Source organism: Nostoc sp., assembly GCF_036916735.1.
Lineage (GTDB): Bacteria > Cyanobacteriota > Cyanobacteriia > Cyanobacteriales > Nostocaceae > Nostoc.
In genome coordinates, this window is record NZ_JBALFV010000125.1 from 96,932 (window position 1) to 117,180 (window position 20,249).

Annotated in this window: 16 protein-coding genes and 1 pseudogene; 7 read left to right on the forward strand and 10 right to left on the reverse strand. The window is 42.7% G+C overall.

Going from position 1 to position 20,249, the window contains the following annotated elements:
- Positions 1-19: 19 nt before the first annotated feature.
- Entirely contained in the window at positions 20-1,420 is a 1,401-nt protein-coding gene (locus V7L20_RS31815; RefSeq protein ID WP_334747908.1) for a protein kinase domain-containing protein, read from the reverse strand.
- A 517-nt stretch (positions 1,421-1,937) separates the two neighbouring features.
- Positions 1,938-2,951, reverse strand: a complete 1,014-nt coding sequence (locus V7L20_RS31820; RefSeq protein WP_334747909.1) for a LysR family transcriptional regulator — start codon at positions 2,949-2,951, stop codon at positions 1,938-1,940.
- Between the two features lie 212 nt (positions 2,952-3,163).
- Between V7L20_RS31820 and V7L20_RS31825 the strand changes: the two genes are divergently transcribed.
- The 4 genes from V7L20_RS31825 to V7L20_RS31840 all read left to right on the forward strand — a co-directional run bounded on the left by V7L20_RS31825 (position 3,164) and on the right by V7L20_RS31840 (position 7,072).
- Positions 3,164-3,886, forward strand: a complete 723-nt coding sequence (locus V7L20_RS31825; protein ID WP_334747910.1) for an NnrU family protein — start codon at positions 3,164-3,166, stop codon at positions 3,884-3,886.
- Positions 3,887-4,302: 416 nt separating this feature from the next.
- Positions 4,303-4,689: a thioredoxin family protein gene (locus tag V7L20_RS31830; protein ID WP_334747911.1), complete on the forward strand. Its 387-nt coding sequence runs from the start codon at positions 4,303-4,305 to the stop codon at positions 4,687-4,689.
- Positions 4,690-4,716: 27 nt separating this feature from the next.
- A complete protein-coding gene (locus V7L20_RS31835) occupies positions 4,717-4,941 on the forward strand; it encodes a hypothetical protein (RefSeq protein ID WP_334747912.1) in 225 nt (74 codons plus the stop codon).
- A gap of 28 nt (positions 4,942-4,969) precedes the next feature.
- On the forward strand, positions 4,970-7,072 hold the full coding sequence (locus tag V7L20_RS31840; RefSeq protein WP_334747913.1) for an NAD(P)H-quinone oxidoreductase subunit 5: 2,103 nt from the start codon (positions 4,970-4,972) through the stop codon (positions 7,070-7,072).
- A gap of 130 nt (positions 7,073-7,202) precedes the next feature.
- On the opposite strand, the gene V7L20_RS31845 is transcribed toward V7L20_RS31840, so the two are convergent.
- On the reverse strand, positions 7,203-7,613 hold the full coding sequence (locus V7L20_RS31845) for a hypothetical protein (RefSeq protein ID WP_334747914.1): 411 nt from the start codon (positions 7,611-7,613) through the stop codon (positions 7,203-7,205).
- A complete protein-coding gene (locus tag V7L20_RS31850) occupies positions 7,606-8,661 on the reverse strand; it encodes a PstS family phosphate ABC transporter substrate-binding protein (protein WP_334747915.1) in 1,056 nt (351 codons plus the stop codon). Before V7L20_RS31850 ends, V7L20_RS31845 begins: the two co-directional genes overlap by 8 nt.
- A gap of 475 nt (positions 8,662-9,136) precedes the next feature.
- Here V7L20_RS31850 and V7L20_RS31855 point away from each other — a divergent pair, with 475 nt between their 5' ends.
- The gene (locus V7L20_RS31855; protein ID WP_334747916.1) at positions 9,137-10,714 is read left to right on the forward strand and encodes an NAD(P)H-quinone oxidoreductase subunit 4; all 1,578 of its coding nucleotides are present in this window, start codon (positions 9,137-9,139) and stop codon (positions 10,712-10,714) included.
- A gap of 218 nt (positions 10,715-10,932) precedes the next feature.
- On the opposite strand, the gene V7L20_RS31860 is transcribed toward V7L20_RS31855, so the two are convergent.
- From V7L20_RS31860 to V7L20_RS31880, 5 genes and pseudogenes are all read right to left on the reverse strand, one after another.
- Positions 10,933-11,379 carry a DUF29 domain-containing protein gene (locus V7L20_RS31860; protein WP_334747917.1) on the reverse strand — a complete coding sequence of 149 codons (447 nt, stop codon included), beginning with the start codon at positions 11,377-11,379 and terminating at the stop codon, positions 10,933-10,935.
- A 48-nt stretch (positions 11,380-11,427) separates the two neighbouring features.
- Positions 11,428-11,685: a BrnA antitoxin family protein gene (locus V7L20_RS31865; protein ID WP_334747918.1), complete on the reverse strand. Its 258-nt coding sequence runs from the start codon at positions 11,683-11,685 to the stop codon at positions 11,428-11,430.
- Between the two features lie 3 nt (positions 11,686-11,688).
- Positions 11,689-11,928: pseudogene (locus V7L20_RS31870) on the reverse strand (BrnT family toxin); the annotation flags it as partial.
- Positions 11,929-12,039: 111 nt separating this feature from the next.
- A complete protein-coding gene (locus V7L20_RS31875; protein ID WP_334747919.1) occupies positions 12,040-12,315 on the reverse strand; it encodes a DUF1049 domain-containing protein in 276 nt (91 codons plus the stop codon).
- Between the two features lie 72 nt (positions 12,316-12,387).
- A complete protein-coding gene (locus V7L20_RS31880) occupies positions 12,388-13,812 on the reverse strand; it encodes a phosphoglucomutase/phosphomannomutase family protein (protein ID WP_334747920.1) in 1,425 nt (474 codons plus the stop codon).
- Between the two features lie 146 nt (positions 13,813-13,958).
- On the opposite strand from V7L20_RS31880, the gene V7L20_RS31885 reads away from it, so the two are divergent.
- Positions 13,959-14,813, forward strand: coding sequence for a PD-(D/E)XK nuclease family protein (locus tag V7L20_RS31885; protein ID WP_334747921.1), 855 nt, complete (start codon positions 13,959-13,961; stop codon positions 14,811-14,813).
- 395 nt (positions 14,814-15,208) lie between these two features.
- Here V7L20_RS31885 and V7L20_RS31890 read toward each other — a convergent pair whose 3' ends face one another.
- A complete protein-coding gene (locus V7L20_RS31890; protein ID WP_334747922.1) occupies positions 15,209-16,879 on the reverse strand; it encodes a transglutaminase family protein in 1,671 nt (556 codons plus the stop codon).
- Between the two features lie 456 nt (positions 16,880-17,335).
- On the opposite strand from V7L20_RS31890, the gene V7L20_RS31895 reads away from it, so the two are divergent.
- Positions 17,336-20,194: a cation-translocating P-type ATPase gene (locus tag V7L20_RS31895; protein ID WP_334747923.1), complete on the forward strand. Its 2,859-nt coding sequence runs from the start codon at positions 17,336-17,338 to the stop codon at positions 20,192-20,194.
- The last annotated feature ends 55 nt before the right edge of the window (positions 20,195-20,249 follow it).

Here is a 20,249-nt window from a genome sequence, read left to right on the forward strand (position 1 = left end):
CTGTTAGCAGCAAGGGTTTTTAAAGTATTAGAGATAATAATTTATAAATAAGTCGAAATATGGCTGTTAAGGAAATCGCTACTAAGCCTGCTCCAACTGCTAAAAAAACTACTACTTGAATGTTAAGTCCCCTATGTAAAAAGGGCAGAAAAAAAATAATCGCAAAACTAATTGTTGGAATAATTAATAAATCGAACTTTTCAATCCACCGCCTAGTTTGGGCAAAAATTAATATAGCTAAAATCAGAGCGGAAGTAGTCAAAGTAACTATTGGTGATTTTACTAGACTGAAGAGAGCGATCGCAATTAATGCCCCTTCAAATCCACTAAATGCCGCCCCACCCAGCAATTCCACTGTCGAAAATGCTGGTTGAGTTGGTAAGCGGCGGGGGACGACGGGACTAGAATTGGGTGGTTGAGGTGGAAGTGTTACAGATGAGGAATTAAGTTGTGTAGCAGCATGAGCTGCTTGTGAGTTAAGTGCATCTAAAACTTCTTGGGCTGACTGAAAGCGCTGATTGGCAGCAGGTAGCAGCATCTTGTCTAATATGTCAGCAAGGTGAGAACTGACAGTTACTTGCGTTCGCCATTTCCATTGGTTACTATAGGCATCAAATAGTTGACCTGCTTCTTGATTTGTCAACAAAATAATAATAGTTACAGCCAATGCGTATAAATCCGTAGATGGGAAGACTTGACCCCCAGCCATCTGCTCTGGCGGTGCAAATCCCATAGAATAAATTCCTGTAGAAGAACCAGCAGAACCAAGTGCAGCATTTGTTACTTGCTTAACTGCGCCAAAATCTAGGAGAAAAAGTCTACCATCACGACGGCGCATGATATTAGAGGGTTTAATATCTCTGTGGATAATGCCTCTATGATGGACAAACTTTAGCACCTTCAGGATTTCTTGCAGCACCTCCAACACTTGCTGTTCTGAAAATTTGCCTTGTTGAACTAATTCTTCCTCTAAGTTTTGCCCATCAATATATTCTTGTACCAAATAAAAAAACTGGTCTTGCTGTCCTGGTTGCAAACCATTAACTATTACTGGAAAGAAAGCAAACAAGTCAGGGATTTGCTCGTGATCGTTACCCAGTTGTGATAAAACTTCTGCCTCTCTCTCAAACATCAACTGTGCTTGTTGCAGTTGATTTAAGGTTAAATTTCCCGATGGTTGAAACTGCTTAACTACGCATTGACGCATTCCTGGAATTCGGCGATCGCGTGCCAAAAAGGCTGCTCCAAATCCCCCCCTTCCCAGTAGCTTTACGGGTACATATCGACCATCTAGCAGCAATGGCATACCACAGGTAGTACAGTACTTCTGCTGCGTTGTTTTCAGCGTCGTAATATCATCTAAATCGGCAAAATAGTTTTGTGGACGTGGGCAACGTGGACGAGTACAGTAAACTTCCATTTTCGTAATTAGTCATTAGTCAAACCAATTCGCAATTCACAATTCGCAATTTCTTTCGCCACGCATAAATGCAATGCGTTTGCTTGAGTCAACTGACGTAGTATTCCTGGTACTAGGTGTCAATAAATACATGTTTTTATTTTCCATAAATAAATTTACTTGCTCTGTACCTTTTTCTTTTTGACCAAAATAATTCCTAATTGATAATGCGTAATGACGCTCTCTGCGAGACCTAAGAGCGAGCGCGGACTTGCTACCGCTACGAATTATGTAATTCAATCAGGTTATATAAAAACTCAACTTCTTTATTAAGAACAGGAAACTTTTTTACTGATGTCAAATTCTTAGCTTGTCTACGGTACGATAGGCGAAAAGCTATGAAATAATAATTACGAATTACGTTAGCATAGCGGGGCGTAGCCCATTATGAATTACGAATTATTTGCTCATTGGTTATTTACAAAAAACATCGGACAAATGACGTAGAAGCTCTAGGGGTAGGAATAATCACCAGATTTTAGTCTTGGGCGGAAGAGGTGGAGGTCGCTATGTCCAATGTAGATATCACTATGCTTTTTTGTGCCAATGCTAACACATCTTGACTCCATCCAGGATTAGCAAACTGGGGCAAAATTTCCCGGCTAAAAGCTTCTGCGGCCTTGGATCTATAGCGATTAGGATTAAAAATCAGCCATAGTGTCCGTTTGACGACAACGCTTTCAATGGGGGTACGGTGTAGAACACCCATTTGTAACTCTTTAGCGATCGCGCTAGTTGAAACAAAGGCAGCCCCCAAACCAGATTGCACAGCATTTTTAATTGCTTCAATGGAATTTAATTCCATTTCAACCTTAAAACGTCTGGTATCGATTTCACAGCGTGCTAATACTTGGTCGATTACTTTGCGGATAGTCGATTGGGAATCTAGGGAAATGAATTGTAATTTGTATAGGTCTTCTTTTTGAATTTTTTCCAGTTTGCTAAAGGGATGAAAGACAGGTAGGATTAGCGCTAGTTCGTCTTCAGCGTAAGAAACAACTTCCAAGGATTCTGATAGTTCACCAGGAATTTCACCGCCGATAATTGCCAGATCAACTTGTCCGTTAGCGACACTCCAAGCAGTCCGCCGGGTAGAGTGAACGTGTAATTGCACTGCCACATCTGGATATTTTTGTCGGAACATACCGATCATCCTAGGCAAAAGATAAGTGCCGGTGGTTTGAGAAGCACCGACAATTAAAGTACCGCCTTGGAGATTTTGTAAATCCTCAATCGCGCGGCAGGTTTCCTGACACAGACTGAGGATTTTTTCACCGTAACTTAGGAGTAGATGCCCTGCTTCGGTTAATTGGGCGCGTCGTCCTCCCCGATCAAATAGGGGGACATCTAGCTGCCGTTCGAGATTTTGCACTTGCAAACTGACGGCAGGTTGGGAAACGTAAAGACTATCAGCGGCACGCTTGAAGCTTCCTTCTTGTGCGATCGCTTTGAGGATACGTAACTGATCTAAAGTGAAAGGAAGGTCAGACATAAGGCTCAAACCACAAACTTTGAAAGGAGCAGATGCACAGAACAAATCAGGTTTGGCAACAATCAGCCAGGTATGATTTGTTGCATATTAAACTTGAAAATTTGACTCGAAAAAGACAGTAGTACAACATCTTGACTAAAGTCTCCCTTTGAATACTTTGTGGTATTGGTTGTACTGAGTTCCATTTTCTTTAAATTATTTCACCCGTGTATATGCTGTTGATTTCTTGGTTGACACCCAGTCATTTTGTCATGCTGGGGCTACAAATAGTTTTTGTGATCGCTCACAGTGGAGGCGCTGCTTTGCGTCCTTGGGCAGAAAAATATATTGGCTCAAGGCTTTATCGCGTTCTCTTTGCATTAGTTAGCCTACCTTTGGCTGTCATATTAATTATTTACTTTTTTGGGCATCGATATGATGGTTTGCAACTTTGGCAGGTACAAGGAGTGCCAGGAGTGCGAGAATTTGTTTGGCTGCTGTCAGCTATCTCGTTTTTATTTTTATATCCTGCTACCTTCAATCTACTAGAAATTGCTGCCATTCAAAAGCCCCAAGTTCACCTCTATGAAACAGGAATTATTCGGATTACGCGTCATCCTCAGATGGTAGGACAAATAATTTGGTGTGTTGCTCATACTCTGTGGTTGGGTACTACCTTTACCCTTGTGACTTCCATTGGATTAGTGTTACATCACTTGTTTGGAGTTTGGCACGGCGATCGCCGTTTGAGCGATCGCTATGGGGAAGCCTTTGAAATTGCCAAACAACGAACTTCAATTATTCCCTTTAAAGCAATTATTGACGGGCGTCAATCTATCAAATGGCAGGAATTTCTTCGCCCTTCCTATTTGGGAGTTGCCATTTTCATAGTTTTGCTTTGGTTGTCGCACCCTCTGTTGCTAGAAGCAACTAGTAAGATAAGATGGGAAATTTAGGCGATCCCCAGTGTCAGCAGAAAATCCAAAATAGATAAGGATTTCAGCTTATCAATTGCCCTAAATCAATGTAGGATAAGTTCAAACATCTATCGATGGGGGTGGTCTAAGTCCGAGTTAAGATTTTAAATTGGTAGTTGTTGGTCAGTTACCTTGCCTTGGGGAAAAATGGCAGATTCAGTCAGATCCTCAGGTAGCCACAGTAATCAGGAGCCTAACATCCAAAAAAGCCACCGTGAGAGTGGCGCTGGCTTTTATTGTCAGAGACACATCAACACGCTCAATTCTTGCCTAATTATTCTGTGTCCTGAGATTTGGTTCCTGAAAGCATCTATCGGCAGTTACTGACTTGCCAATCTTTCACTTAAATGCTGAGAGGTAGTTTAATATAAAAACCTTATAATCCAAGAGGCGTCATGGTGTTGTCGGTTAGTGAGCGGACATTTACTCAAGAAGTTTTAGAATCACCTATTCCTGTTTTAGTTAATTTTGAAGCACCTTGGTGTGGCTTGTGTCGGATTATCCACCCACTTTTATTGCAATTTCAAGCCCAATGTGGGGAAGAAATTAAATTAGTTGGGGTTAACGCCGATCAAAATTTTAAATTGTCTACTACTTATAGGCTCAAATCACTACCCACTTTACTATTGATTGAAAATGGCACTATTCGCCATCGCTTGGAATGCTTTGGCGGTAGAGAAGATTTACGTCTAGCTTTAGAAGAGATTAAAGCTAAGTACAGCAGTTGCCCGAAAATTTACAAAAGTTCAAAAACAGTGGACTTAGAGTGTCGGTCTGCTTGATGGGCATGGGGCATGGGGATGAGGGAGATGAGGGAGTGCCAATGTCCAGTAGGGAATCCCATTTCTTTACTTACAACTCGGAACTCGGAACTTGGAACTGTTTTGCCCAATGCCCAATGCCCAATACCCAATGCCCAATGCCCAATGCCCAAATCTAAAACCATGCTTAACACCCCACCCAACTCAGTCTTGGGTGGGTTATTTTATCCTAAAGGGTGTATGTCACAATTATTAACAGTTTGGACACGCTAATCAAGAATTCTAAAAGTAGGCGTCAGTCATGGAAGTAATCTATCAGTATGCCTGGCTGATTCCGGTGTTCCCTCTTCTTGGGGCAATGCTGGTCGGTCTAGGGTTAATCTCATTGAATCAGGTGACAAACCGCCTCCGTCAGCTTAATGCTGTAGTGATTATCTCCATGATGGCAGCAGCTATGGGGCTGTCGCTTGCCTTGCTATGGAGTCAAATTCAAGGACACGCACCTTATATCCGCACCTTTGAGTGGGCGGCGGCAGGTAATTTTCACCTGAGCATGGGCTACACTATTGACCACCTGACAGCCCTAATGCTGGTGATTGTAACAACGGTAGCGTTGTTAGTCATGGTTTACACCGATGGCTACATGGCTCACGATCCCGGTTACGTGAGGTTTTACGCCTATCTCAGTTTGTTTGGCTCTTCAATGTTAGGTCTGGTGGTCAGCCCCAACCTAGTACAGATTTATATATTCTGGGAATTGGTCGGGATGTGTTCTTACTTGTTGGTCGGCTTTTGGTTTGATCGCAAGTCAGCAGCAGATGCCGCTCAAAAAGCGTTTGTGACCAATCGCGTGGGCGACTTTGGTTTGTTACTCGGCATTTTGGGACTGTTCTGGGCAACAGGAAGCTTTGATTTTAATATTATGGGCGATCGCCTCGCTCAACTTGTTGAATCAGGTTCGATCAGCAATTTTCTCGCTGTCCTGTTTGCAATTTTAGTTTTCTTAGGTCCAGTGGCGAAATCAGCCCAATTCCCCCTGCACGTCTGGCTACCAGATGCGATGGAAGGCCCCACCCCCATTTCTGCCTTGATTCATGCGGCAACAATGGTGGCGGCTGGTGTTTTCCTGATTGCCCGGATGTACCCAGTATTTGAAGACGTTCCAGCCGCAATGAATGTCATTGCCTTTACTGGGGCGTTTACGGCGTTTTTGGGGGCAACCATTGCCATTACCCAAAATGACATCAAAAAGGGTTTGGCTTACTCCACCATTTCCCAACTCGGTTACATGGTGATGGCAATGGGAATAGGTTCCTACAGTGCGGGACTATTCCACCTGATGACCCATGCCTATTTCAAGGCGATGCTGTTCTTGGGTTCAGGTTCTGTTATTCACGGTATGGAAGGTGTGGTTGGACATGACCCCGCCTTAGCGCAAGATATGCGCTTGATGGGTGGACTGCGAAAGTATATGCCTATTACAGCAACTACCTTTTTAATTGGTTGCTTGGCAATTTCTGGTATCCCACCCTTTGCTGGTTTTTGGTCAAAAGATGAAATTCTGGGTAAGGCTTTTGAGGCTAACCCACTCCTCTGGTTTATCGGTTGGCTAACTGCCGGGATTACTGCTTTTTATATGTTTAGAATGTATTTCTCGACATTTGAAGGTAAATTCCGGGGTACTGACGAGAAAATCAAGGAAAAACTTAAGAAAGCTGCGGCGACAATTGTCCTGGAATTAGAGTCAGAAGAACCAGTTCCGAATTTTGGACCTGGGGCGATGAAGAAAGGAGAATTGGCGGCAACTAGTCAGCATCATGACTCCCATGACTCCCACGGGCATCACAGCGACTCCCCCCACGAATCGCCGTGGACAATGACGCTGCCGTTGGCACTGTTAGCTGTGCCTTCGATTTTGATTGGTTTGGTGGGAACTCCCTATGCCAATTATTTTGAAGAGTTTATCTTTCCTCCTAGTGAAACCCTCTCTGAAGTTATAGAAAAAGCTGCCGAGTTCAATCCGACGGAATTCTACATTATGGCGGGTGCCTCAGTGGGAATTTCTTTGATTGCGATTACCTTTGCTTCGCTAATGTATTTGGGACGTAAGATTGATCCGGCTGCGATCGCTGCTAAAATCCAACCACTTTATGAGTTATCCCTCAACAAGTGGTACTTTGATGACATTTACCATCGGGTTTTTGTCCTTGGCTTGCGTCGCGTAGCTAGACAAGTTATGGAAGTTGACTTCCGCGTTGTCGATGGTGCTGTTAACCTCACAGGCTTTTTTACCCTTGTCAGTGGTGAAGGTCTGAAGTACCTAGAAAATGGTCGCGCTCAATTTTATGCCTTGATTGTGTTTGGGGCGGTTTTGGGCTTAGTGGTTGTCTTTGGTGTTACCTGATTTTTATAGGGGTGGGCGGCTGTCCGCCCCTAAGTTTTTTAAGAGTCTAAAGATGAATCGTGTATTTTTAGAGATGGGGCAGGCTAGGCGATCGCATCGTTAAAAAAAGGATAGCCACCAGATACCCATGCTATTGGGGAATGCCCAAAAATCCAATATGCTCTAGCATTTTTTGCCCTTGAGCAGTTAGTAGTAACTCAGCATAGGATCTTCCTAAAGGATTTGTATTTTTAAAAATCACATATATTGGTTCTATAAGCTCTTCTGGATATTTGATATTTATAGGTACAGATGTAATATTTTCAGTGTTTAATAAGTTATTACTGTTTAAGTCTTTACAATTATTTGATGGCTTAAAGTTTGGATCTTCATAGGGTAGAGCAGTTTCATTATTCTTATTTACAATGGATATTGTTTGAAGCCTTTGTGGAAGTTGATTAAAAGATAGTGGAGCCGGAACGCGATAGATACCACCAGGATTTTGTGCAACTTTTTGTAGTCCTTCTGTAGTAGTATTAACATATTGTGTGTTATTACCCACTCACTTGACCATTGAGTTCCACCATTACATTCCTTAGAAAACTGAAAAGTGCGTCTTTTTCAGCTATATGTACGTAAGGAGTAATAACTTGATCAGATCCACCCACATCATTCCACCATCTTATATTACCGGCAAATATACGTTTTAACTGCTCTAAAGTCAAACCTTTATTACTGCTAATATCAACATTAGAATTAACAACAATTGCTATTGGATACTTAGCTACTTTAATTTTCTTTAATTCAAAATTCTTGCTCCTGATTTGGTCTTCTTCTTTTGGTGTAGGGGTTCGCGAAGATATAACAAAATCCACCCGATCGTTGAGCAGCATTTTAATGCCCTCGCCAGAATTAGGTGGTTTACTATTATCAGGTAAAATATATTTTAGTTGTAAGTTTGGATGAGCCAACTCAATCTGATGATGAATCCCTGTGTCACCAGAACTATTTGGGCTACAAAGCAATACTGCTAAGACAGTACTGCCAGCAAACTTAACTTTTTTACCTTCTAAGGGACGTACATCAACTTCAGCAAAGCCTGATTTTCTTTTAGTAGAAGTAATGGAACTTGGTTCAGGATTAGGTTTAGCTTTTACTTGTAAAGAATTAATAGATTTTGTTGAGGGTTGTGGAGTTGGGGGCGATGTTGGTGTTTCTCCTCCTCCAAAAAAGTTAGAGTTAGACAATAACATTGCCACACCAGCTATCAATGCTGCTGCAACTGTGGCTATTGCTCCTATTTTAGCAACATTGATGGCTACTGGTGGTTGGATAGGGTTATCTATGTCATTCTCAATGAGTCGAATTTCTTCGAGATTTTTATTATCAATAGACAACTCACTATAACGGTTATATGGTCTATATCCTTGAGCTTCTATCCTAATGTTTACGTTAATATTATTCCCACTAATGATATTAATTGCAAATCTAAAAACTCCTTCTGCATCAGTGTGGTTTACAAGTGGAATTCCTAGGCCCTCCAATGAAACCTTAGCATCTTTAATAGGTAGATTTTTTTGATTAACAACTTTACCTATAAAATTCAACATAATCACCTGAATTCACTTGATTTTGCTAACGAAAGTGATAATCTTATTGAAACAGCCTCAGCTATGCGTGTACCAGTGTAAAGGCTGCCAAATAGGGCGCGATCTCGTGACGTTTTCAGTCCCGTGGTGAATAGTCGCGATATCTCGTGTGATGATAAAAAAATTTTAGCTTCAAATGGCTCTTGTTCATCAATCCAAACACCATCGTGTATTTTGAGCAATCCGGGGGGCTAGGCGATCGCACCCTTAAACTATAATTTTAGCGGCTTTTTTAGGGTAAATTTTTGACTTGACTGGGAGCATCCCAACCCATATTCCGCACCCCCAACTGTTAAAAAAGATTCTCAAGAGAAAAAATAAGAGATTAGCAATTTAATTAAATCAACCTAACGAGGAAGACGAAATCCTCAAAAAGCTGTTAGTTAATAACTAGTGACTTTTTGCCAAACATGATTTTGATAGCAGACGAATTGTGATGAATACAGCTAATTTTCCGTGGCTGACGACGATTATTTTGTTGCCGATAGCCGCCTCACTACTGATTCCCATCATCCCAGATAAAGAAGGCAAAACAGTGCGCTGGTACTCCCTAATCGTAGGGCTAATCGATTTTGCACTAATTGTTTATGCTTTTTATACTGGGTATGATTTCTCCAATCCAGATTTGCAGTTGGTCGAGAGTTACCCCTGGGTACCCCAACTAGATTTGAATTGGTCAGTAGGGGCAGATGGCTTATCCATGCCCCTAATTATTTTGACTGGATTCATTACCACGCTGGCGATTTTAGCAGCTTGGCCTGTTACCTTCAAGCCGAAGCTATTTTACTTCTTGATTTTGGCGATGTATGGCGGTCAGATTGCCGTGTTCGCCGTCCAGGATATGCTGTTGTTTTTCCTGGTGTGGGAACTGGAACTAGTACCGATATACTTCCTGCTGTCGATTTGGGGAGGCAAAAGGCGGCAATATGCAGCGACTAAATTTATTTTATACACTGCTGGCGGGTCGCTGTTTATTTTGCTATCTGCCCTGACAATGGGATTTTACGGCAATACGGTGACGTTTGACATGCGAGCGATCGCTTTAAAAGACTTCGCCCTCAATTTCCAACTTGCCGTCTATGCTGGCTTCCTGATTGCCTATGCTGTCAAGTTGCCGATTATTCCCTTGCACACCTGGCTACCTGATGCCCACGGTGAAGCTACAGCCCCTGTACACATGTTATTGGCAGGTATTCTTTTGAAAATGGGTGGTTACGCTTTAATTCGGATGAATGCCCAAATGCTCCCCGATGCCCACGCTCTTTTTGCACCAGTATTGGTGGTTTTGGGGGTAGTTAATATCATCTACGCTGCCTTAACATCCTTTGCCCAGCGCAACCTGAAGCGAAAAATTGCCTACTCCTCAATTTCCCACATGGGCTTTGTAATGATTGGTATCGCCTCCTTCACCGATTTGGGATTGAGTGGGGCAGTGTTGCAAATGGTTTCTCACGGATTAATTGGAGCGAGTTTGTTCTTCCTGGTTGGCGCAACTTATGATCGCACACACACCCTGATGTTGGATGAAATGGGCGGTGTTGCGAAGAGAATGCCGAAGATTTTCGCCATGTTCACCGCCTGTTCGATGGCTTCTTTGGCACTGCCAGGGATGAGCGGTTTTGTGGCAGAATTAATGGTATTTGTTGGCTTTGCTACTAGCGATGCTTATAGCTCTACCTTCAAAGTCATTGTGGTGTTCTTGATGGCAGTGGGAGTAATTTTAACTCCGATTTATCTCTTGTCAATGTTGCGAGAAATTTTCTACGGAGAAGAGAACAAGGAATTAGTTTCTCACCAAGCTTTAATAGATGCTGAACCCCGTGAAGTATTTATCATTGCCTGTTTGTTAATTCCAATTATTGGTATTGGTTTCTATCCGAAGTTGCTGACTCAAATGTATGACGCGACAACTGTACAATTGACAGCAAGATTGCGTGATTCCGTGCCGACATTAGCACAGCAAAAAGAAGAAACGCTAAAGGTTTCTTTGAGTGCGCCGCAAATTGCTAACTAAGTTGCGATCGCTAGTTTAGTTTAAATATTTATTGCTTTGAGGGTGGGTTTTATACCCGCCCTTTTTGTTACTCATTCGTAACTTTTGATTCAGTAAAGTAAAAAACAACTCATCGAACTGATACCAATTCTTTGTGAAACTGCACAAAATCAGGCTTGGTAAAACTTAGGGCTTGAGCAAATTGTTCATCGCTACTACTAACACAGCCACAAATACAGTTATAAAATATCGCTTGCTTCCGGTAGCCAGTCTTCATCCAACACTAACTTTAAAGAATATGGGCACTCTTCTGCAAACACGGAAATTAGCATCTTTGTTTGCTTGGCTACTTGGGGACGTGCCCTTTGATAACTTTCCTCAAGTTGCTCTATAGGATAGCTCTTAAGACTAGGACTATCGAGTATAGCTAACTCAATTTGGGTGCGAGAATCAGTAATCGAATCGAGCCAGCTATCTGAGCGACGCTGGGGTTGATATTGCCACTTGAGCAAATGCAATAGTAAGCGAGTTAGTTGACTGGCAATACCCCGTCGTTCACTTTTGCCCAAGCCTTCAACCTCTTCAATCAGATGTTCCACATCAACTTTATGCCAGTGATGCGATCGCAATAGTTGGGCTGTCTGTTCAATCCACAAATTAAAATCTGCTGTATAAGTTCCACTCATAGGCGTTTTCGATCAGTTGTATAACTTATTGGGCAAGCTAATATATCTTCATTTTCCGATTCGTTCAAGTTCCTCTCGCAACACTCGTCGTAATGTATCTTCTAGAGGTTCACGGCGCTGCTGAATATACTTACGCAAGGCATCGTTAATCAAAGTTTGGTAATTTCCACCACCTGCTGCGTGAACTTGGTCACGAAACCATGCCAGTACTTCATCATCTAGGCGAATTGTAATTCGAGTTTTACCTGTTGGCGTTTGTTCAATTGCTCCCCGTTTGCCTTGGCTAAAATCATACTCAGCTTCCATTACTTATCCTTCCTCATACTGCTTTAGTTCATAGCGCGTAGCTTTACGGGCAGAAATCAATCGAATTTCATCATCACGCCATGTATACACAATTACTAAAATTCGACTCAAAGCGTCTATTCCAATAGTGATAAACCTCTCTTCATCAAAACGTTCATCTGCGAGCGTAATTATTAAATCGTCAGAAAACACGGTTACAGCATCAGCAAAATCAACACCATGCTTGTGAAGATTGGCTGCTGCCTTATCCCTATCCTACTGATACGTCATCTAAACCTCTTGTATGCACATCCGTGCATATCGGCAGATGAAGAGTATTTAACTAGTGTACTTCTGTATGTTTTTTTTCAATCCTCAAAAATCTTCATCGTCAACAAAAAATTCCGCATCGTCTTCTAATCGAGAATTACCCTGCCCAATACCAGCAAGTCCCCACAGAGGTTGCAGCAGTGCCATACCAATTAACCCGACAACGGCACTAAAAGCTAGCACTAAACCCATTGGTATTTGAATCGATTGGAATGTTAAGAATTTTAACGATACAAGTGTGGCATTTTGGACTGAAATAATTGCGATCGCAATTACCCAAACCGCTAAAACTAGAGATGTCAAAAAAGGAGCGATTTTCATAGTTTGATAAAAGTTAAAAATTAGGAGTTAATAATTCTTAACTTATAACTCCTAACTCCTAATTCTGACTGATTAAACTGCTACTGCCTCTAGTTTAACAATGACACTTTCTAACTCTTGGGCGATTTGGGTGAGTTTTTCAGGAGTATTAGTTTCTAGATAGACGCGCACCAGTGGTTCTGTACCGGAAGGACGCAATAAAACCCAGCTACCTTCTTCTAAATAGAGCTTAATACCATCTTTACGCCCCACTTCCTTGACTTTAATTCCTGCTACCTCTGTAGGTGGATTTCTAGTAAAGGAGTCGATGACGGCGATTTTGTGCGTCTCTGTGAGGTGCAAGTCTAAGCGGTTGTTGTAAAGTGGACCATCGGCTTGGGCGATCGCTTCTTTGACAAGTTGACTCAGAGGTTTACCTTCATAAGCGATCGCTTCTGCTACCAGCATATCGGCTAATACCCCGTCTTTTTCGGGAATATGCCCGATAATGCTCAAACCACCTGATTCTTCTCCACCAATTAACACAACAGTTTCCCGCATTTTTTCGCCAATGTATTTAAAACCGACTGGTGTTTCGTAAATTTGCAGCCCATTTTTAGCCGCGAAATTATCCAGCAGGTGGGTTGTCGCCACAGTGCGGACTATAGCGCCAGTTTTACCTTTATTTCTAATTAAATGACGTGCTAGAACCAACAGCACAGTATTAGGAGTAAGGACGGTTCCTTGTTCATCAACGATACCGAAGCGATCGCTATCTCCATCCGTCGCCAAGCCCAAATCAGCGCGATCACGAACTACTGCTTCCACTAACTCAACTAATTGTTCTCCTTTGGGTTCTGGCATTCCACCCCCAAATAAAACATCTCTCCAATTGTGGAAACTTTCTAACTCAACACCACTAAGTTGCAAAACTTTATCTAAATAGCCGCGAGAGGTAGAATACAAAGCATCGTACTTTACCTTTAAATTAGCGCTTTTGATTTTTTCTATATCAAGTAAAGTGTAGATAAATTGTAGGTAATCAGGTTTGGGATCGAAAATTGAAATTGAACCTGATGGGTTGCTTCCAGGCAACTCATCCAATGCACTTTCTATATTTGCCACAATGATATCAGTAATCTCAGGAGTGGCAGGCCCAGCATAATCGGGTATATATTTAATTCCACAGTAGGGTGCTGGATTATGACTAGCAGTAAACATTAATGCCCCAGCAGAATTTAGATGACGCGCGTTGTAGGCAATTACTGGTGTAGGGCAATCCCGATCAGTAATTTTGACAGTCCAACCCAAGTCTGCTAAAACTCGGGCCGATGTTTGGGCAAACTGGTCAGCTAAAAAGCGAGTATCGTAGGCAATAAGTACTGGTCTATCTTTTGTGTAGGCTGTATCCAAGTAAGTGGCAATTGCCCTTGTTACTTTCCGCACATTGGGAAAAGTAAAGTCATCGGCAATAATTCCTCGCCATCCATCAGTGCCAAATTTTATCTCGCTGGACATTTTTGCCACTTGCTCCCGTACATTATCAGTACTATAAAAGCTTCCCGCAAAGCGTGTGTAGCAGCAAGTATCCTCCGAAGTTCTTTTCTAAGGAAGCCTTAGTTTAAACTTCTCCCCACCGTATTTTCTCTCACTGTTTCTGAGCAATGTCAACCCCCGATCGACCTTTTGCCAGTTATCACCTTTGGTCTCTAGTTGCCCCAGCGACTGGGCAAGAACGCTGGCATTGCCAGATGAGACGGGGGTTTATCAAAGCACGGCAACACGAACCACAAGTCAAAGCGCTTTTAGGGCAAGCCACCGCGCCCCAGCGAATTGGCATACTCGCCCAAAAAGGCATTTATGAGTTTCATCATCACAGGTATCTGTTGAAGCAAGCAGATGGTGTAGAAAGAGTTGCACAGCTACTTAAATTAGGCAACTCAAGCGTTCAAGTCCAGCAACGTGTGCTGCAAATTCTGAAAAAATATCACGATGCGCCGTTGCTTTTGGATAAAGATATTATCCAATTGACTCCGGGTGATGAAGGCTTTCCTAAACCGATAGTAGTTGAACAAGAAGATTATTGCTTTCGCTTATACGCGGCTATGGACTGCGTTTTTATTGAGTCTGATAGCACTTTACATATTTTAGATTTCAAAACTGGTAAGTCGGCTTTTGACAAACGACAAGCATTAGTTTACTTGTTAGCTGCTCGTTATCTTTATCCTGGACGAAAAGCTGTTGCATCATTTTATAATTTAGAAATCTGTAAAAAGTCTGAGTTAATTAGCATTAATAATAGTGAATTAGAATCCTTAAAATTTGAGTTAGCTAATATTGCCCACAAGCACCAGCACGATTTGCAAAAATATCAGGAAAAAACTAGTAATTTTAGTAAAATTTTTCCTCCCAATCCTGGCTCTCACTGCCGCTTTTGTCCATTTAACTCTATCTGTGAGTTTGCAGATTTTAAGCACAATCAATCGTATCCAATGCCCAGTTTAAGAATTAATAGCTAATTGGTTTACCTGTTTATCTTGGTTCCATTTTCAAAACAATCTACTAAATACTGATATTTTACTGACCTGATTTTCTTCTTTGATCAGACAACCTAATAGTAGTTAAGCTTCAACCCTGAACTAATGCCCGATGTCCCAATTTCAGTAGACCGAAAAGTTTTCTAAAAGCCTTACCAGCACTTCATTTACCCTTGAGAACACAAGGAGTCGAAATCAGCCTTTAATCTACCTTTCAAGAAATTTTGTTCTGAGTGAATTATAGAGCGATGTCTTCTCTACGAGACGCTTTGCCAACGGCGGCAAGCTACGCAACTGACCATGATTGCCAGTCCCAAAATCGACGGCTGAAACCCTCATTATTTCGTCAAGTGACAAAAGTTTTCGGTCTACTGAATTTAAAAAGGTGGTAATTCTTTAAGAATTGTGAACCGAATATGATTTATTGCCAAATCGCCAATGGGGATATCTTCTTTGGTTAGCCGCTCACCTCGACTTGTCACGGTTTCAAAGGTGATACCTTTGCCAATTTCAATGTGATACCAGCACAAGCCCATAAAGAAGCGCGTTGGATAAGGGCCACCTTCACCTATATCGTCAGGATTTGATTCCATTGGCAACCAGCCAAAATTCGGAACATAGAACTCCAACCAAACATGATTAAAGTCGGGTTGTAGCGGTACTCCTTGTAAGTCACTATGGGCAGGACATTTGTACCTACCTACGGTGCGGCAGGGGATGCCATTTAAGCGGGATAGGGCAAGTAAAACGCCGACATATTCGCCACAGGAACCAACGCCCCGTTCTAAAACTGTATCTGGCGTGTCAATGTAAGGTTTAATACCATAAGATAACTCATCATAGACGTAGTTACGGATGCTGTGCATTTTCCGCAGCACATTGGTTTCTGAACCAATCGCTTCTCTGGCGGCACGGCGAACAATGGTAGTATCCATCGCTAAATCGTCGTCATCCACTAGGTAGCGTGTTTGTAATTCTGGGGACAGTTCAGGTATATTTTCTACATCTCTGGGTGTGATGCGATATTTAATTCCGCGAACTTCCAAAAGTGCCTTCCAGCCAAATATATGCCGTTCTCCTGGGGCAAGAGAATCAAATTTAAAGACTGCTACACGTTGCCCATCTTTTACTTCTTCGGTAAAGGGTATACCAATGGGTTCAACGTGTTTCACCTTTTGACGCTCTGTTTCGGATGGTAGGGCGATACGCCATTCTACCTCAGGTAAATAAACCTCGTCTAAGGGTGCAATTTCCTCAGCGTAGGACATTTCAATTAGATATCCATTAGAGAGGGCGTAACGCTTATCTGGCTGGTAATGATAATACAGGGGGTGAATAAAAGTGCGATCGCGGAATGTTAGCTCATGACTCGGATCGGCATTTGGGTTGTCCCTGATATAAGGTTCTTCTGAGGCGTAAGCGACGTAAATACTTTCTTCGCCTGTTTCGCCATTTTTATGTATTGCTATGCCTGTGGGACATTCAAAGGGTGTCAGGACACTGAATTGAAGTTCTCCTGTGGCCCTATCCATCGCGTAAACTGATTGTTCGGTGCGATCGCAAATCCACAGCATTTCCTGGGTGACCGCTAAATTCTCTATCCCAACGCCTGGGGCATAAAATCTGGTAATCTCTTTTCGCGTTTCGCGGTCATAAATCAGAATGTAGCCTAGCCTTTGGCAGCTGATATAAACTGTTGTTTCCCAAACAGCAACGCCGTCAGCAGGATAAGGCAATGTTACAAAATGTTCCAGACCTAAAGCATTGAGCTTGCACGAATAAATGCTTTTTTCTCGGCTCACCCACAGGGTATCTTCCCACGCAGCTAGACCAGTGACATCGGTAAATTCTTTAACTTGATGGGGATTGAGAATTTTGCTGTTGTCAGAGGTGGGATCAATTTCTAGTAGATGCCCTTTAATACTGTCAATGGCAATCAGTCTGTTTTTAATGAAAGTAATGCCACATAGGGTAGCAGCAGTAAGCGGTCGAATTGTCTTTTGCCCAAACATCTGGCTAACGGTCAAAGTGGGAAGTGCAAAACTCATAAAACCTTGTGGGAAGTGTAAAAAAGCCTCACCTTTCGGTAGGGGGAGGAAACATGACTATTTAACCAATTCAAAATTATTTTTGAAAAATTTACTAAGTAGGAAAACCTTACTGGCAACTTCCCTGAAAATTAACAATGAATAAATGCACTTTTGCCAAGCATCCTGGCTATTGACCACATGTAAATTTAAGCAATACAGTCTAAAATTCATTGTTGCAGATGCTCTATCACTAAGCTTCAAAGCTCTATTACTTATAATTATCGGTACAATGTGTTCTGAAAAACTCTTTCGTGAGAGATAACACTATCTTAAAAGAAATAAATTTACAAATGTTAAGAATTACGGATACACTCGTGCAACTGGGCGATCGCCTTAACGTAACTTTAGAAAATGGAATTCCTGCCAGCACTAAATTATGATCGAATTTTGTAACCATTTGCTGTAACCTACACGATGTCTGCTAATTCTCTGTCTGAAGGTGCCGCCGTTTGGCATAGTTTAGAAGTTGATAAAGCGCTAGACCTGCTCGATAGTAATGTAGACAGTGGCTTAACACCCCAAGAAATTGAGCAGAGATTGCAAAAGTACGGGCCCAACGAACTTGAAGAAACTGCTAGCCGTAGTACTTGGGAAATCCTGCTGGATCAGTTCAAGAACATTATGTTGTTGATGCTGATTGGCGTAGCTCTGATTTCTGGCTTTTTAGACCTGATGGCTTTGCGGGAGGGTCGTTTGAAGCCTGGTGAAGTGCCATTCAAAGATACCATCGCTATTTTAGCAATTGTCATCCTCAATGGCATACTTGGCTACGTCCAAGAAAGCCGTGCCGAAAAAGCCTTGGCAGCCCTGAAAAAAATGACCTCTCCCTTAGTGCGCGTCATCCGCGACGCTAGGCTGGTGGAGATAGCAGCCAAGGAATTAGTCCCAGGGGATGTAATGCTGCTGGAAGCTGGGATGCAGATAGCCGCAGATGGACGCTTGATAGAACAGTCTAATCTACAAGTGCGTGAGTCGGCATTGACTGGTGAAGCCGAAGCCGTGAATAAACAGGCATCACTCAAATTGCCGGAGGAAACATTATTAGGCGATCGCCTAAATGTCGTGTTTCAAGGAACCGAAGTAGTCCAAGGACGGGCGAAAGTTCTGGTGACTAACACCGCCATGACTACAGAACTAGGCAAAATTGCCACCATGTTGCAGGAGGTGGAAAGTGAACCGACACCGTTACAGCAACGGATGACTCAACTGGGTAATGTCCTAGTTACAGGTTCTTTGATTCTTGTGGCGATCGTCGTTATTGGTGGTGTAATCAAGGACAGAGGTTTTAGCAACATCCAAGAACTCTTGGAAGTTTCCTTAAGTATGGCGGTTGCTGTAGTGCCAGAAGGTTTACCTGCTGTAATTACCGTCACCTTGGCGCTAGGAACCCAACGAATGGTGCGCCAAAATGCCTTGATTCGCAAACTTCCAGCAGTGGAAACATTGGGTTCTGTAACTACCATTTGTTCTGATAAAACCGGTACACTGACGCAAAATAAAATGGTAGTGCAATCGGTTTCCACTAATAATAAAACTTTTTGTGTCATTGGCGAAGGTTATAATCCCACAGGAGACTTTCAGCTAGATGCTCAAAAAATTTTCTTAGAGGACTTTCCAGAAATCTCAGCGTTATCAGTCGCCTGTGCCGTTTGTAATGATTCAGTGTTGCAAAAAGAAAAAGGGGAATGGGCGATTTTGGGAGATCCCACAGAGGGGGCATTGTTAACACTAGCAAGAAAAGCTGGAATCGAAAAAGACCAGTGGAACAGTAAATTACCCCGCGTTGCGGAGTTCCCCTTCTCCTCAGAACGGAAGCGGATGAGCGTAATTTCTCAAGTGGAGGGAGTCGCCACAGGTGAAGTATTTTCGAGAGGCGTTGACCCAGCGATTGCCAGTTTTCTGCAATCTGAACCTTACTTAATGTTTACTAAAGGTTCTCCAGAGTTAACCCTGGCACGTTGCACTCAAATTCATTTGGGTAATGACACAAGCCCTTTGACCGAAGAACAACGCCAGAAAATTTTGGTAGAAAATGACCTGATGGCGAGTAAAGGTTTACGGGTGCTAGGTTTTGCCTACAAACCCCTTGCACAAATCCCACCAGAAGGTTCAGACGAAACATCCGAACAAGGCTTGGTATGGTTGGGATTGGTGGGAATGCTAGATGCACCACGCCCAGAAGTAAGGGCAGCTGTGCAAGAGTGTCGAGATGCAGGCATTCGCCCAGTGATGATTACTGGCGACCACCAGTTAACAGCACGAGCGATCGCTACCGATTTAGGCATTGCCCAAGAAGGCGACCGCCTCCTCACAGGTCAAGAATTGCAACGCATGACTGACGAGGAATTAGAGCAAAATGTTGACCTGGTAAGCATCTATGCTAGAGTTTCCCCAGAACACAAACTGCGAATTGTCCAAGCACTGCAACGCCGGGGTAGATTTGTGGCGATGACAGGCGATGGTGTCAACGATGCCCCAGCCCTCAAACAAGCCGACATCGGTATTGCAATGGGCATTACTGGCACTGATGTAAGTAAAGAAGCCAGTGATATGGTGTTACTTGATGATAACTTCGCTACCATTGTCAGTGCCACCAAGGAAGGTAGAGTTGTTTATACCAACATCCGCCGCTTTATTAAATACATCTTGGGCAGTAACATTGGTGAAGTTCTCACAATTGCAGCTGCACCCATAATTGGTTTAGGAGGCGTTCCTCTAACCCCCTTACAAATTTTGTGGATGAACTTGGTAACAGATGGTTTACCAGCTTTGGCATTAGCTGTGGAACCTCCAGAACCCGATGTAATGAAACGTCCGCCTTTTAGCCCCCGTGAAAGTATTTTTGCTAGGGGATTGGGTTCTTACATGATTCGTATTGGGATTATTTTTGCCATTATCACCATTGCCTTAATGTGGTGGGCTTATCAACATAGTCATGCCCCAGGCTATCAGGGCGATCGTGATAGTTGGAAAACAATGGTATTTACTAGCTTGTGTATCGCCCAAATGGGACATGCGATCGCTATTCGTTCCAATAACCGACTGACCATTGAAATGAATCCCTTCTCTAATATATTTGTACTAGCGGCTGTTGTTGTCACCACGATTTTGCAGTTGATGCTAGTTTACGTCCCACCCCTGCGAGAGTTCTTTGGTACTCACTACCTCAATATGCAAGAGTTGGGGATTTGTATTGGCTTCAGTGCCTTAATGTTTGTGTGGATTGAAGCGGAGAAGATATTTTTGCGGATTATGGGCAAGAAGGCCGTTTGAAAAAGTGAGGAGTTAGGAGTTAGGAGTTAGGAGTTAAAAGTTAAGAGTTATGAGT

Bases quoted from the DNA above. Each gene is read 5' to 3' on its own strand.
- V7L20_RS31815 (WP_334747908.1), bottom strand. From the start codon at position 1,420: ATGGAAGTTTACTGTACTCGTCCACGTTGCCCACGTCCACAAAACTAT.
- V7L20_RS31820 (WP_334747909.1), bottom strand. From the start codon at position 2,951: ATGTCTGACCTTCCTTTCACTTTAGATCAGTTACGTATCCTCAAAGCG.
- V7L20_RS31825 (WP_334747910.1), top strand. From the start codon at position 3,164: ATGCTGTTGATTTCTTGGTTGACACCCAGTCATTTTGTCATGCTGGGG.
- V7L20_RS31830 (WP_334747911.1), top strand. From the start codon at position 4,303: ATGGTGTTGTCGGTTAGTGAGCGGACATTTACTCAAGAAGTTTTAGAA.
- V7L20_RS31835 (WP_334747912.1), top strand. From the start codon at position 4,717: ATGAGGGAGTGCCAATGTCCAGTAGGGAATCCCATTTCTTTACTTACA.
- V7L20_RS31840 (WP_334747913.1), top strand. From the start codon at position 4,970: ATGGAAGTAATCTATCAGTATGCCTGGCTGATTCCGGTGTTCCCTCTT.
- V7L20_RS31850 (WP_334747915.1), bottom strand. From the start codon at position 8,661: ATGTTGAATTTTATAGGTAAAGTTGTTAATCAAAAAAATCTACCTATT.
- V7L20_RS31855 (WP_334747916.1), top strand. From the start codon at position 9,137: ATGAATACAGCTAATTTTCCGTGGCTGACGACGATTATTTTGTTGCCG.
- V7L20_RS31860 (WP_334747917.1), bottom strand. From the start codon at position 11,379: ATGAGTGGAACTTATACAGCAGATTTTAATTTGTGGATTGAACAGACA.
- V7L20_RS31865 (WP_334747918.1), bottom strand. From the start codon at position 11,685: ATGGAAGCTGAGTATGATTTTAGCCAAGGCAAACGGGGAGCAATTGAA.
- V7L20_RS31875 (WP_334747919.1), bottom strand. From the start codon at position 12,315: ATGAAAATCGCTCCTTTTTTGACATCTCTAGTTTTAGCGGTTTGGGTA.
- V7L20_RS31880 (WP_334747920.1), bottom strand. From the start codon at position 13,812: ATGTCCAGCGAGATAAAATTTGGCACTGATGGATGGCGAGGAATTATT.
- V7L20_RS31885 (WP_334747921.1), top strand. From the start codon at position 13,959: ATGTCAACCCCCGATCGACCTTTTGCCAGTTATCACCTTTGGTCTCTA.
- V7L20_RS31890 (WP_334747922.1), bottom strand. From the start codon at position 16,879: ATGAGTTTTGCACTTCCCACTTTGACCGTTAGCCAGATGTTTGGGCAA.
- V7L20_RS31895 (WP_334747923.1), top strand. From the start codon at position 17,336: ATGTCTGCTAATTCTCTGTCTGAAGGTGCCGCCGTTTGGCATAGTTTA.